We start from the raw sequence: 13,147 nt of genomic DNA, 5'->3' as shown, positions 1-13,147 counted from the left end.
GCGCGCGCCCAGCCATTCAACTTGCCCGCGTTCAGGCTGCGCGCACTGAACTACGGCGATGCACGATACACCGCGCCGACGTTCGTCAGGTCGCGTCTCCCGACGCCTGCCGTCCGTCCTGCGCGGCGAACACCTCCTTGGCTGCGAACAGCCCGTTCACCGCCGCCGGGAAGCCCGCATAGACGGCCATCTGCATGATGATCTCCACGATCTCGTCGCGAGAAAGCCCGACGTTCAGCCCCGCCTCGATATGCACTTTGAGCTGAGGCGCGGCATTTCCGAGCGCCGTCAGCGCGGCGATCGTCGCGATCTCTCGATCGCGCAGGCCGAGATCCGGGCGGCAGTAAATGTCGCCGAAGGGAAACTCGATCACGTAGCGTGCGAAATCCGGAGCGATGTCGGCGAGTGAGGCGACGACCTTTTCGCCGGCCTTGCCGTCAATGCGTGACAGGGCCCGCTGGCCGCGATCGAAGCGGCTTTCGGCATGTGTCGGGGCGTGCGTCATTTTCCTTCGTCCTCTGTTCGTCGCCGGCATAGCCGGCGATCTTGGTATCAAGGACGAGCAGGCATTCCTGGAGTTCGGCAATCTGCGTGCGAACCTGTTCGCGATGGATTTCCAGCATCTGCCGCCGGGCTGGCCCGGTGGCGTCGCCGTCGTCACGAAGCGCCGCATAACGCAACATGTCCCGGATCGGCATTCCCGTGGTCTTGAGCCGACCGATGAATGTGATCCATGTGAGGATCGATGCGTCAAAGTCACGTTGACCGGAGCGATCCCGGTCAGCGTATGGCAGCAGCCCGATGCGCTCATAGTAGCGCAGCGTGTGGGTCGACAAGCCGGTTCGTCTTGCGAGGTCGCCGATCTTCATGTGTGCCCGTTCTCGTACTGACGCACGTACAGATACCCCTTCGAGCGCGCTCTAAGTCAAGAGGGATCGAAGGTGCCCGTCCCCGCGAGGTCAAGCAAGAGTTACAACGCACTGATGGTGCGACAGCAGAAGGTCTCGGCGTGCCGACTGCACGGCAGCGTCGCGGAATTCCGAGACTTCAGGCTTCCGTCAGCCATTTCGGCACCCAGCGCTCAGGCCGGGGTGCGCGGGCGAGATCGGCTTTCGCCTCGGAGAGCAGCGCTGGATCGCCGTCGATGGTCGGGCGTAGATCGTACTCGAAATTCGGCATGACGCGGCCGTCGGCATAGAGCCCAAAATTCATCGCGTACCACAGGCCAAGCTCGGGCTGGGCGCGGCGCATCTCCTCGCGCAGGTCGCGCAGCAGGGATTCGACCGAGGCGGCTTCCTCGAACGGCTGTGGTCCGTGCGAGAGCACGCGCGCCTGGTATTGCTTGCCGACGATCGCGATCTCGAATCTCGTCCGGTCCCAGGGCTTCTTGCCCTTGGGCAGATGGGCGGCCAGCCGCCAGCCGAGCTCGGCCATCAGGCGGTGATTGGCCCAGTAATCTTCGCGATCCCGGCTCCATTTTTCCATGAAGCCGCGGAAATCGGGCAGTTCCGACGAATTGTCGTCGGGCGTCGCCGGCTCGCCGAGCGGCCGTCCGGCCAGCCATTGCGCAAGCTCGACCGTCTGCGGTTCGACCTCGTCATGCGGCTTGAGATCGCTCCAGGCATTGTCGAATTGTTGCGACGTCAGTTTGGCGAGCAGGCCGTCGAGGCTCGCCGCCAGCAGCTCGTAGTCGCCCTCCGAGCCCAGTCCCACGATCGGCGGATTGTCGCGGTCGAGACCGGCGCCGTACCAGCCGCCGACGGCCGAGCCGTCCGGCAGCCGCATGAACAGCGAAAACCTGTCCCGCAAGGGACTGCCGTCGGTGATCGGCGCGTGATCCGAGAATTGCCCCTGCAGCGAGAAGCAGCCGACGCTGCCCCAGGGACGCCCCTTGAGCCAGGTGGCAAAGTCGACAAGCAGCGGCGGCACTTCGATACCCGGCGGAAATGCGCCGCGAATGCTGTCGAGGTCGATGGGATAAGGCGTATCGGACAAGGCTGAAAACTGTCTGGTTGGTCCCGTCCCTCTTGGTCTCGCCCGAATTGCGTCCGGTTCGAACCAAGTCGCGTCCTTCGATCACAAACGCGCTAGAGGCGCAATGGTTTCGACGCGGTACGCAAATGGAATACGACGAAACATCAGCAATTTGGTTCAAGCTGTCGGCCATCGGCCTCACGATGGCCCTGCTCGCGCTATCCGCCCCCGCCGCGGCGCGATCCCCGTCAGCCGCACAGCTGCGCCAATGGTGCTACGCGGACGACGACGGGAGCCGCGAGGAGCAGCGCGTCGAGGGCTGCTCGGCGGTGCTCAAGGCCAATCCCAACGATGTGCATGCGCTCGCCAATCGCGGCGAAATGCTCCGGCGAAGGGGCGACGCCGCGCGTGCGCTGGTGGACTTCAACCGTGCGATCGAGCTCAATCCTGGACATTCCGACCTCTGGTACAACAGGGGGATTGCCCATGACGATCTCGGCGAGAAAGATCACGCCATTGCCGATTACACACGCGCGATCCGGTTTAACGCCCGCGACCCGCTCTACTACAACAACCGCGGCAACTCCCTCATCGACAAGAACGACTACGAGCGCGCAATCGCCGACTACGATCAGGCCATCAAGCTCGACCCGAAATTCGCGCTGGCCTATTTCAATCGCGGCACCGCTTATCGCAACCACGGCGAGGACGAGCGTGGGCTTGCGGATTTCGATCTGTCGATCAAGTTCGACCCGACCTACGGCCCGGCTTACGGCAACCGCGCACGCCTCTACCGCGATCGCGGCGACCGGGTCCGCGCGCTGGCTGACTTCGCCAAGTCGCTGCAGCTCAGCCCGAACAACGACCGCGATTTCTATGCGCGCGCGAACATGTATTTCGATGCGCACGATTATACGCTGGCACTGGAGGATTACGATCGGTCTATCAAGGCCAATGCGAGCTATCCCGGCGCATTCAATTCGCGCTGCATGACGCGCGCGATCCTCGGCCGTCTGCAGGAGGCGCTGGCCGATTGCGATCAGTCGCTGACGATGGCCCCGAACGATCCCTACACCCTGGACAGCCGCGCCCTCACCTACCTCAAGCTCGGCAATCTCGACGCGGCGATTGCGGACTACGACGCGGCACTGAGCACCAAGCCCGCGTACGACAGCTCGCTCTACGGCCGTGGGCTCGCAAAGCGGAAGAAGGGCGACAACGAAGGCGCCGAGCGCGACATCGCGGCAGCGAAAGCGATCAACGCTGGGATCGTCGACGAGTTCGCCCATTACGGCGTCGAGTAAGCCTCTTGGGCAACGAAGATGGACCTGATCGATGCACGCCAGGCGGGTGTTTTGCAAAACGACCGCTTGACAAGCCCTGCCATTCGGCTGTAGGGACCCGCCCCATGATCAATTCCCGGACCCACCTGCGCACCGAAATGCTCCGTCGTCGCTCCCGCGACGATGAGAGGGTGCGCCATGTCCGACGACGCCGCTGAACCACTGAATTCAGCTGAAGTTTTCGAGAAGGCCGCACCCGCAAGGTGCGGCCTTTCTGCTTTTTGCGCCCGTTTTCCACCCGCCTCCAGAGGAGTTCGACATGACCACGCATCCGTACGACGCGCTGATGGACATCACCGCACGGCCCAAGGCCGTGTTCGTCCGCGGCGCGGGCTCCTACCTCTGGGACGACGACCGCAAGCGCTATCTCGATTTCGTGCAGGGCTGGGCCGTGAACTGCCTCGGCCACTCCCCGCCTGCGATCGCCGACGCACTGAGTGCGCAAGCCAGGCGGCTGCTGACGCCGAGCCCGGCTTTCTACAACGAGCCGAGCCTGAAGCTGGCGCAAGCGCTGGTCGCGAACAGCGCCTTCGACCAGGTGTTCTTCGCCAATTCCGGCGCGGAGGCCAACGAGGGCGCGATCAAGCTCGCGCGCAAATATGGCACCCTGCACAAAGGCGGCGCGTTCGAGATCATCAGCTTCGAAGGCGGCTTTCACGGCCGAACGCTGGCGACGATGTCGGCCTCGGGCAAGAAGGCGTTCGAGCCGCTGTTCGAGCCGAAGGTCGCAGGCTTCAAGAAGGCGAAGCTCAACGACATCGCCTCGGTCGAGAGCTTGATCAATGACAACACCGTCGCGGTGATGCTCGAACCGATCCAGGGTGAATCAGGCGTTTGGCCAGCGACCGATCAGTTCCTGCAACAGCTGCGCGCGCTGACCAAAGCCCACGGCTTGCTGCTCATTTTCGACGAGATCCAGACCGGCATGGGCCGGACCGGAAAACTCTTCCACTACGAGCACGCCGGGATCGCGCCCGACATCATGACGCTCGGCAAGGGCATCGGCGGCGGCGTGCCGCTCGCCGCCCTGCTTGCCACCGAGCATACCTCCTGCTTCGAGCACGGCGACCAGGGCGGCACGTTCAACGGCAACCCGATCATGTGCGCGGCGGGGCTCGCCGTGCTCGAGGAGGTCGGCAAGCCGGACTTCCTGAAACAGGTCACCGAGACCGGCCTGCTGCTCGAAAGCGAGCTGCAGAAGGTCTCGGCCCGGCATGGGCTCGGCGGCGTGCGAGGACGCGGGCTGCTGCTCGCGCTCGACCTCAAGCTGCCGATCGCGCCCGGCATCGTCGCGCAAGCGTTCGAAGCCGGCGTGCTCCTCAATGCGCCGCAGCTCGACACGCTGCGCTTCATGCCTGCGCTGAACGTCGCGAAGGCAGAGATCGCCGAGATGATCGATTGTCTCGACGGGATCTTGACCAAGGCCGGCGCGGCACGGCGCGTGGCGTAGCACCCGTCGCGTGCCCCGGACGCAACGCAGCGTCTCTTCGACGGTGCACTGCTGAGCCGGGGCCAATCTCTCCGCAGTGCGTGTTGCATCTGGGTCCCGGCTCTGCGCCGCAACGCTTCAGGCGTTGCGGCTGGTCCGGGACACGAGCGCTACGGCTTCAAGATCGAAGCCCCCGTGGTCTTGCGGCTCTCGAGATCGATATGCGCCTTCGCGGCATCCTTCAGCGCGTAGGCGTGGTTGATCGGTACGTGCAGCTTGCCGTTGATGACGGCGGCGAACAGCGTGTCGGCGCCTTCGAGCAGCTCCTTGCGCGTGCCGACGTAGTCGTTGAGCTTCGGCCGCGTCGCAAACAGCGAGCCGTGATTGTTGAGCTCGGCGATCGAGAACGGCGGCACCGGGCCGGAGGCGTTGCCGAAGGAGACGAACATGCCGCGCGGCTTCAGGCACGACAGCGAGCCCGGGAAGGTCGCCTTGCCGACGCCGTCATAGACGACGTCGCAGCCTTCGTTGCGGCTGATCTGCTTGACGCGCGCGACGAAGTCCTCCTCGTTGTAGAGGATGACGTGATCGCAGCCATTGGCCTCGGCGAGCTCGGCCTTCTCGCGCGAGCCGACCGTGCCGATGACGTGGGCCCCGAGCGCCCTCGCCCATTGGCAGGCCAAGAGGCCGATGCCGCCGGCCGCGGCGTGGATCAGCACGCGATGATGCGGCTCGACCTTGAAGGTCTTGTGCAGGAGATACCAGACCGTCAGGCCCTTGAGCATCAGCACGGCCCCCTGCTCGTGGGTGATGTGATCGGGCAGCTTGACCAGCTTCTCCCAGGGAAGGTTGCGCTCGCCGGTATAGGCTCCGAGATTGTGGTAGTAGGCGACGCGATCGCCGGGATGGAAATGCGTCACGCCGGGCCCGACGGCGACGACCTCGCCCGAGGCCTCGTTGCCGGCAATGAAGGGCAGCCCCGGCGCCTTGTAGAGACCGGTGCGGTAATAGACGTCGATGAAGTTCAGGCCGACCGCATGCTGGCGGATGCGCACCTCGCCGGGCCCGGGCGCCGGCACATCGACGCTCTCATAGACCAGGGCTTCGGGGCCTCCGACCTTGTGCACACGGACCGCTTTGGTCATCACCTGACCTCCTCTTCTCAAAGGCCAGCGAAAGACATCGCGCCCGCCTTGTCAACTCGATGTAGCTGGAACGCCTAAACCGACGGCTTGCTGATCTTCCTGCGGTTGCGCTTGGCCAGCACGTTGAAGAATTCGACGGCGGCCGAGAACGCAATTGCAAAATAGATGTAGCCGCGCGGAATGTGGAATTGGAATCCGTCCGCGACCAGCGCGACGCCGATCAGCACCAGGAACGCCAGTGCCAGCATTTTCGTGGTCGGATGCTCCGCGACGAAGCGCGACACCGGGCCCGACGAAATGTACATGATCAGGCAGGCGATCACGACCGCCGCGATCATGATCTCGATATCCTGGGCCATGCCGATCGCGGTGATGATCGAATCCAGCGAGAACACGATGTCGATGACGATGATCTGGATGATCACCCAGAAGAAGGCGCTGCCGCCGGACTTCTGATCGGCCTCGCCGTCATCGGCCTCGACCTCGGCGTGGATCTCGTGCGTCGCCTTCGCGATCAGGAACAGGCCGCCGCCGATCAGGATGAGGTCGCGCCAGGAGAAGTCCGCGCCCTTGAATGAAAAAACCGGCGCGGTCAGGCCGATCAGCCAGACCAGGACGCTGAGCAGGATGATGCGGAAGATCAGCGCGAGAGCGAGTCCGATCTTGCGGGCGCGGTCCGCCTGCTGCTGGGGGATGCGCGAGACGATCACCGACAGGAAGATGACGTTGTCGATGCCGAGCACGATCTCGAGCGCGGTCAGGGTGAGCAGCGCGGCCCAGGCTTCGGGACTGGTCAACAGATGCATCATGCGAACGATCTTACCAGACGTATCAGCGCATCGCTGAAGCTGATCCAGAGCGCGATCGCGCAGAGTGCGATGGTGACGCCGGCGCCGACGCGGAAATCCATCTCCAGCACGTAGAGGCCAAGCAGCGCCCAGATCGCGATCAGCGACATCGTCAGCCAGCGCAGCCGCACGACGCGGACCGGATGCAACACGTGGAACGGCACGAAGGTCAGCACGACGAGCGCGGCCACCAGCAGCGTCGACCACAGCGGCGGCCAATGCAGCAGGAACAGATAGAACGCAGCCGCATTCCACAGTGCCGGGAAGCCGCGGAAATGATTGTCGTCCGCCTTCATGCGCAGATCGGCGAAATATAGTGCGCTGGTGACGATGATGGCGACGCCGAGCAAGGGAGCTGCGACCGGCAGCAGCAGGCCGCTGGCGACGATCGCGTAGGCCGGCACGAAGACATAGGTGACGAAGTCGACCACGAGATCGAGCACGTCGCCAGACCAGTTCGGCTGCACGTTCTTGACGTCGAGCCGGCGCGCGATCGGCCCGTCGATCGCGTCGATGATCAGGGCGACGCCCAGCCATTGAAACATCGCCGCCCAGTGCTCGCGCACGGCCTCCAGCATCGCCAATAGCGCGATCGCCGCGCCGAACGCGGTGAAGATGTGCACCGAGAAGGCCGCGGCGCGGATCGCCGGTTTCGGCTTCAGGGAATCCTGCTGGGTATCCATGGCTTCTGCTATCAGAATGAGGCCGGTTTGCACATCCGCCATTGCGACGCCCGGTCGCACAATCTGTCATAAAATCAGGCACAATCAGCGGGCTTGAATTTGCCGCGGAGCGTGTCATTTGTCGCTCCATGACAGACGCATCGACACTCCATGACGCCGCCGTGATCGGCGGCGGACCGGCCGGACTTGCGGCGGCCATCGCGTTGGCGCAGGCGGGTGCGCGGACCGCGCTGGTGGCGCGGCGCGTTCCCTATGCCGACAATCGCACCACCGCGCTGCTCGGCGCCTCCGTCGAGCTGCTGGAGACGCTTGACGTCTGGTCCCGCTGCAAGGACAAGGCCGCCGCGCTGGAGGTCATGCGCCTCGTCGACGACACCGGCCGGCTGTTCCGCGCGCCGGAGGTCCGGTTCTCCTGTCACGAAATCGCGCTCGACGCCTTCGGCTACAACATCGACAACCGGTCGCTGATGCTGGCTCTGGAAGAGCGTGCGGCTGAGCTGCCCAATCTCATCCGTTTCGACGACGAGGCCGAAACCATCGTCATCGAAGCCGACGACGTCGCGGTCCACACCGCCTCCGCGCAGTTTCTCTCGGCCCGCCTGGTGGTCGGCGCCGACGGCCGACATTCGCTGTGCCGCGAAGCTGCCGGCATCGCGGTGACGCGGCGCGAGCTGACGCAGACGGCGCTGACCTTCAACGTCGGTCACACGCGGCCGCATCGCAACGTCTCGACCGAGTTCCACACACCGCATGGACCCTGCGTGTTCGTGCCCCTGCCCGGCGACCGCTCCAGCATCGTCTGGGTCTCGGCGCCTGCGGAGGCGGAGCGGCTCCGCGGCCTCAGCGATGCCGAGCTGTCGGCCGCGATCGAGAAACAGTCGCATTCGATCCTGGGACGCATGACGGTCGAGCCCGGCCGCAACCTGTTTCCGCTCGCGATCGAACGTCCGAAATCCTTCGGCCGAGACCGCATCGCGCTGGTTGGCGAAGCCGCCCATGTGGTTCCGCCGATCGGCGCCCAGGGCCTCAATCTCGGCCTGCGCGATGCCGCCGATGTTGCCAGGCTCGCGGGCGAGGTCATCGCAGCCGGCCAGGATCCCGGCGCGCCCGACGTGCTCAAACGCTACGACCGCGCGCGGCGTCCGGACGTTTTGAGCCGCACCTTTGCGATCGACATCGCCAACCGCTCGCTGCTCAACGATTTCCTTCCGCTTCAGCCGGTCCGTGCCGTCGGCATGCACCTGCTCGGCGCCATCGGCCCGCTCCGGCGTTTTGCGATGCGCGAAGGCCTGACGCCGACCTGGCGGCGGTAACTTCTCTCACGGAAACACCAGCCGTCCGCTCTGAAGCAGCCACATCACGCTGGTCAGCGTGACCACGGACGCGAAGGTGCCGAGCAGCACCGCGACGGACGCCGATTCGATCCAGGCATCGTTCTGCCGGGCGATCACGAACACGTTCAGCGCCGGCGGCAGCGAGGCCATCAGCACGGCGGTCGCAGTCCAGGGCTGCGCGAAGGGGCCGAACGCCAGCATCAGGCCGAACGCCGCCAGCGGATGGATCAGGAGCTTGACCGCGATCACGCCCGGCACTTCCCACGGCACCCGGTCGAACGGACGCAGCGCCACGGTCACGCCGAGCACGAACAGCGCGGTCGGCGCGGCGGCGTTCTGGAGGAAGGTGATGGTGCGGTCGAGCGCGACCGGCATCTCGATATGTAGCGCCGCGACCGCGGCGCCAAAGCAGGCCGACATGATCAGCGGGTTGAGCACGATCTGCTTCAGCACGACGCCGAAGGCGTGCACGATCGAGGGATGGTCGCGGTCGGACAGCTCGATCAAGAGCGGCACGATCGTGAACAGGAAGATGCTGTCGCAGCAGAAGATCAGCGCGGTCGGCGCCGCCGCCTTGGTCCCGAGCACGGCGAGCGCCAGGCCGGGCCCCATATAGCCGATATTGCCGTAGCCGCCGGAGAGGCCTGCGAGCGTCGCCTCGCGCAATGTCAGCCGTCCCAAAACCTTGCCCACGACCAGCGCCAGTGTGAACGCGGCGACGGTGGAGAGCGTGGTCGCTATCAGGAACGGCGGGTTGTTCAATTCCGCAAACGGCGTCTTCGACATGATCGCAAACAGCAGCGCCGGCAGCGACACGTAGAGCAGGAAGAAGTTCATCCAGGCGAGACCCGATTCCGGCAGGGACTTGACCTTGCCGCAGGCAAAACCGACGAAGATCAAGCCGAAATAAGGTAGCGCCAGATTGAGGATATCGACCATTGATGAAGTGTTTTCTGAAGACTTGGGGGTTATCTGCCCCCAAAGTGAACGTTAATTCCAGATGAGGCCACTAGCATCGGCCACAATCCTGGTCTATCGACGGGGAATGATTAAAGCGCGGACCGCCAAATTCCAGATCGGACAGGTCGTGCGCCACCGGATCTTCTCGTTCCGGGGCGTGATCTTCGACATCGATCCGGAATTCAACAACACCGAGGAGTGGTGGCTGTCGATCCCCGAGGAGGTGCGGCCCCACAAGGACCAGCCGTTCTACCACCTGCTCGCTGAGAACGCGGAATCGGAATACGTCGCCTATGTCTCGGAGCAGAACCTTCTGCCCGACGATTCCGGCGAGCCGGTCCGGCATTCCCAGGTCGCCGAGATCTTCATCAAGGACAAGGCCGGCGGCTATCGCCCGCGCAACCCGTCGCTGAACTAGGTTTTCACCACCAGCACCCAGCCAGCAAAAAAGGCGCTCGAGATGAGCGCCTTCTTCATGTCTGGACGTCTGACGCCCGATTACTTCTGGCCGGTCGGAGCCGCGCCCGGGGCAGCACCGCTCTGCTCGAGCTTCTTGCGCTGCTCATCAGCCTTCTTCTGAAGCTCTTCCTGGAGCTTCTTCTGATTTTCCTCGAACACCTTCGGATCGGTCGGCGGACCGTCATAGGCCTTCTGGAATTCGCCGGCGAGCGGCAGCGGCAGGGTCAGCGGCGCGCCGTTGGCGTTGATCGCCTGGACAACGAGATTCTGGCCCTTCTTCATGCTGTTGATGAGCTCGGGCGTCGCCTCGTAATCGGACATGCAGCCGTTCTGGAAGCAGATCACATAGGGCTGCTGCAGCGGCGCGTTGCTGTCCACGATGATGCGGGTGCCGTGCACGAGCTGCATGCCGAGCGGCAGCGTCACGCGCAGGATCTTCTTGGGCTCGCCTTCCGGCTCGATGATGACGGCGGCGATGACCGGCTGGCCCGATTCGATGCGGCCGTCCTTGCCGGTGAAGCAGACCTGCTTGGCGTTGGCATCCTGGCCCTTCAGGCAGAACTTGGTCCAGGGGGCGTAGATCAACTGGATCTGCTGATCGGCCGGCTGGGCCGCGCCCTGCTGCGCCGGAGCGCCTGCAGCGGGAGCCTGCTGCGCGGGGGCCTGAGCAGCCGGTGCCGGAGCCTTCGGGGCGGCCTTGGGAGCCGCTTTCGGGGCCGGAGCCGCCTTGGGCGCACCCGGGGCCGGGGCCGGCGCCGGGGTCTGGGCCTCGGCGGCAAACGGAACGGCCAACGCCGTCGCCGTCAACAGGGCGAGAAGTCGCCCACGCGGCCGGACGGACGCGGCCAAGTAACGGAAATTCATTGCGGAAAACCCTTTCTGAACGGGAAGCGCCCGAACCGCTCCGAAGCACCGAACCAAGCCGCCTTGGGCGCGGCTCTCTTCCCGTCAATTGAGGCAGATAAGTGACGGGCTCGGCGCTCTTGCGCGATTGCCCGCCTTCTTAACGTGGCCGACGAAAAGATCAATGCCGACAACCGTCTTTGGCCACATCCGCGGCTGCGCCCGGTGAAATTCCCTGTGATAGGATTCGAGGCTAGCCGGTCCTCGAATCAACGTGTGCCGATGTTCAAGTTCCAGCGCCTTTTCGAGGGCCCCGGTCTCCGCCTTTGCGTCCTTGCCTCTATGCTCGCGGGTGGGCTGTGCGCTGGCAGCGCGCGGGGCGAGGAAGCCCACGCCATCGCCATGCACGGCAAGCCGGCCATGCCGGCCGATTTCACCCACATGCCCTACGCCAATCCCGATGCCCCCAAGGGCGGCCGCTTGACCTGGGGTGTTCTGGGCACCTTCGACAGCCTCAATCCCTTCATCGTGAGGGGATTAGCCGTGCAGCAGATGCGGGGCTACGTGGTCGAGAGCCTGCTCGCGCGCGGCAATGACGAGGCATTCACGCTCTATGGCCTGCTCGCCAGGAGCGTCGAAACCGACGACGAGCGGAGCTTCGTCACGTTCCGTCTCGATCCGCGCGCCCGTTTTTCCGACGGCAAGCAGGTCATGGCCGAAGACGTGCTGTTCTCCTGGCAGCTCCTGCGCGACCGCGGTCGTCCGAACCTTCGGCAATACTATGCCAAGGTTGCCAAGGCCGAGGCGCCCGATCCCCTCACCGTCCGCTTCGACCTCGCGGGCGCCAACGACCGCGAGCTGCCGCTGATCCTCGGCCTGATGCCGATCCTGTCGAAGCAAGCCGTCGACGTCGCGACCTTCGAGGAGACGACGCTGACGAGCCCGATCGGCTCAGGCCCCTATCGCGTCACGGCGGTGAAGCCCGGGGCCAGCGTGACGCTCACCCGCAATCCCGATTATTGGGGCCGCGACCTGCCCATCAACCGCGGGCTCTACAATTTCGACGAGATCCGGCTCGACTATTTTCGCGAGGCCAACGGCCAGTTCGAAGCCTTCAAGCGCGGCCTCTATGATTTCCGCGTCGAGCACGAGCCGCTGCGCTGGCACGACGGCTACGATTTTCCAGCCGCCAAAAGCGGCGAGGTGATCCGCGACAGCGTCAAGCCGGGCCTGCCGCAACCCTCCGAATTCCTGGTGTTCAACACCCGCCGTCCAATCTTCGCCGACATCCGCGTCCGCCAGGCGCTGACGCTTCTGTTCGATTTCGAGCTGGTCAACCGCAATTACTTTTTCGGGCTTTATTCGCGCGTTGCCGGCTATTTCGCCGGCTCCGACCTGTCGGCCTATGGCCGGCCCGCGGACGCGCGCGAGCGCGAGCTGCTCAAACCCTTCGCCGCGCAAATTCGGCCCGATGTCATGGACGGCAGCTACCGTCTGCCGGTGACTGACGGATCGGGACGCGACCGCACCACGCTGCGCGCCGCGCTGAAGCTGTTGTCGGACGCCGGCTATGAGCTCGACGGCACCGTGCTGCGCAATCGAAAGACCAAGGCGCCCCTCAACTTCGAGATCCTGGTCACGACCCGCGATCAGGAACGCATCGCGCTCGCCTTCCAGCGCGACCTCAAGCGCGCCGGCATCGAGCCGAGCGTGCGAACGGTCGACCCCGTGCAGTTCGATCAACGCCGGCTCGCTTACGAATTCGACATGATCCAGAACCGCTGGGACCAGTCGCTGTCACCCGGCAACGAGCAATATTTCTACTGGGGCAGCGCTGGCGCGGACAATCCGGGGACCCGCAACTACATGGGCGCCAGGGATCCGGCGATCGATGCCATGATCGCCGCCCTGCTCGAGGCCCGGGAACATACGGATTTCGTCTCGTCGGTGCGGGCGCTCGACCGCGCTCTGATCGCGGGCTTCTACACAATCCCCCTGTTTAACGTATCCGAGCAATGGATCGCGCGCTGGAATCGGATAGAACGGCCCAAGGCCACCTCGCTCTCAGGCTATTTGCCGGAGACCTGGTGGTCGAAGGGGCAGCCGCAAGCTCATCAAGCAAAGTGACG

Annotated in this window: 14 protein-coding genes; 5 read left to right on the top strand and 9 right to left on the bottom strand. The window is 64.7% G+C overall.

The features are described 5' to 3' along the window. Window positions 1–85: 85 nt before the first annotated feature. The 3 genes from CIT37_RS20505 to CIT37_RS20495 form a co-directional block, all read right to left on the bottom strand. Window positions 86–505, bottom strand: a complete 420-nt coding sequence (locus CIT37_RS20505; protein ID WP_038970367.1) for a carboxymuconolactone decarboxylase family protein — start codon at window positions 503–505, stop codon at window positions 86–88. Continuing rightward, window positions 438–869: a MerR family transcriptional regulator gene (locus tag CIT37_RS20500; protein WP_028144568.1), complete on the bottom strand. Its 432-nt coding sequence runs from the start codon at window positions 867–869 to the stop codon at window positions 438–440. Before CIT37_RS20500 ends, CIT37_RS20505 begins: the two co-directional genes overlap by 68 nt. A gap of 178 nt (window positions 870–1,047) precedes the next feature. Further along, window positions 1,048–1,995, bottom strand: coding sequence for a hypothetical protein (locus tag CIT37_RS20495; protein ID WP_095424129.1), 948 nt, complete (start codon window positions 1,993–1,995; stop codon window positions 1,048–1,050). A gap of 125 nt (window positions 1,996–2,120) precedes the next feature. Here CIT37_RS20495 and CIT37_RS20490 point away from each other — a divergent pair, with 125 nt between their 5' ends. Further along, entirely contained in the window at window positions 2,121–3,278 is a 1,158-nt protein-coding gene (locus tag CIT37_RS20490; RefSeq protein WP_095424128.1) for a tetratricopeptide repeat protein, read from the top strand. Between the two features lie 298 nt (window positions 3,279–3,576). Then, window positions 3,577–4,767, top strand: a complete 1,191-nt coding sequence (locus CIT37_RS20485) for an acetylornithine transaminase (protein ID WP_095424127.1) — start codon at window positions 3,577–3,579, stop codon at window positions 4,765–4,767. A gap of 149 nt (window positions 4,768–4,916) precedes the next feature. Here CIT37_RS20485 and CIT37_RS20480 read toward each other — a convergent pair whose 3' ends face one another. From CIT37_RS20480 to pcsA, 3 genes are all read right to left on the bottom strand, one after another. After that, complete coding sequence (locus CIT37_RS20480; RefSeq protein WP_028144564.1) at window positions 4,917–5,891, bottom strand: quinone oxidoreductase family protein; 975 nt, start codon at window positions 5,889–5,891, stop codon at window positions 4,917–4,919. A 74-nt stretch (window positions 5,892–5,965) separates the two neighbouring features. Next, the gene (locus CIT37_RS20475) at window positions 5,966–6,700 is read right to left on the bottom strand and encodes a TerC family protein (RefSeq protein WP_028144563.1); all 735 of its coding nucleotides are present in this window, start codon (window positions 6,698–6,700) and stop codon (window positions 5,966–5,968) included. Beyond that, on the bottom strand, window positions 6,697–7,464 hold the full coding sequence (gene pcsA, locus CIT37_RS20470; RefSeq protein ID WP_028144562.1) for a phosphatidylcholine synthase: 768 nt from the start codon (window positions 7,462–7,464) through the stop codon (window positions 6,697–6,699). Before pcsA ends, CIT37_RS20475 begins: the two co-directional genes overlap by 4 nt. 86 nt (window positions 7,465–7,550) lie before the next feature. On the opposite strand from pcsA, the gene CIT37_RS20465 reads away from it, so the two are divergent. Beyond that, window positions 7,551–8,735 carry a UbiH/UbiF family hydroxylase gene (locus CIT37_RS20465; RefSeq protein WP_095424126.1) on the top strand — a complete coding sequence of 395 codons (1,185 nt, stop codon included), beginning with the start codon at window positions 7,551–7,553 and terminating at the stop codon, window positions 8,733–8,735. Window positions 8,736–8,741: 6 nt separating this feature from the next. Here the strand turns inward: CIT37_RS20465 and CIT37_RS20460 are convergent, their stop codons facing one another. Next, window positions 8,742–9,695, bottom strand: coding sequence for an AEC family transporter (locus CIT37_RS20460; protein ID WP_038949096.1), 954 nt, complete (start codon window positions 9,693–9,695; stop codon window positions 8,742–8,744). 106 nt (window positions 9,696–9,801) lie between these two features. Here CIT37_RS20460 and hspQ point away from each other — a divergent pair, with 106 nt between their 5' ends. Continuing rightward, a complete protein-coding gene (hspQ, locus tag CIT37_RS20455) occupies window positions 9,802–10,134 on the top strand; it encodes a heat shock protein HspQ (protein WP_008564941.1) in 333 nt (110 codons plus the stop codon). A gap of 80 nt (window positions 10,135–10,214) precedes the next feature. Here the strand turns inward: hspQ and CIT37_RS20450 are convergent, their stop codons facing one another. Continuing rightward, window positions 10,215–11,039 (bottom strand): invasion associated locus B family protein, encoded by an 825-nt coding sequence (locus CIT37_RS20450; RefSeq protein WP_038970376.1) that lies wholly within the window; start codon window positions 11,037–11,039, stop codon window positions 10,215–10,217. Between the two features lie 84 nt (window positions 11,040–11,123). After that, entirely contained in the window at window positions 11,124–11,459 is a 336-nt protein-coding gene (locus CIT37_RS20445; RefSeq protein WP_271596257.1) for a hypothetical protein, read from the bottom strand. On the opposite strand from CIT37_RS20445, the gene CIT37_RS20440 reads away from it, so the two are divergent. Further along, window positions 11,361–13,145, top strand: coding sequence for an extracellular solute-binding protein (locus tag CIT37_RS20440; RefSeq protein WP_271596256.1), 1,785 nt, complete (start codon window positions 11,361–11,363; stop codon window positions 13,143–13,145). The two genes, CIT37_RS20445 and CIT37_RS20440, sit on opposite strands and share 99 nt — an antisense overlap. Window positions 13,146–13,147 lie beyond the last annotated feature (2 nt).

The organism is Bradyrhizobium ottawaense (assembly GCF_002278135.3).
Lineage (GTDB): Bacteria > Pseudomonadota > Alphaproteobacteria > Rhizobiales > Xanthobacteraceae > Bradyrhizobium > Bradyrhizobium ottawaense.
This window is presented reverse-complemented; position numbering and strand designations above follow the sequence as displayed.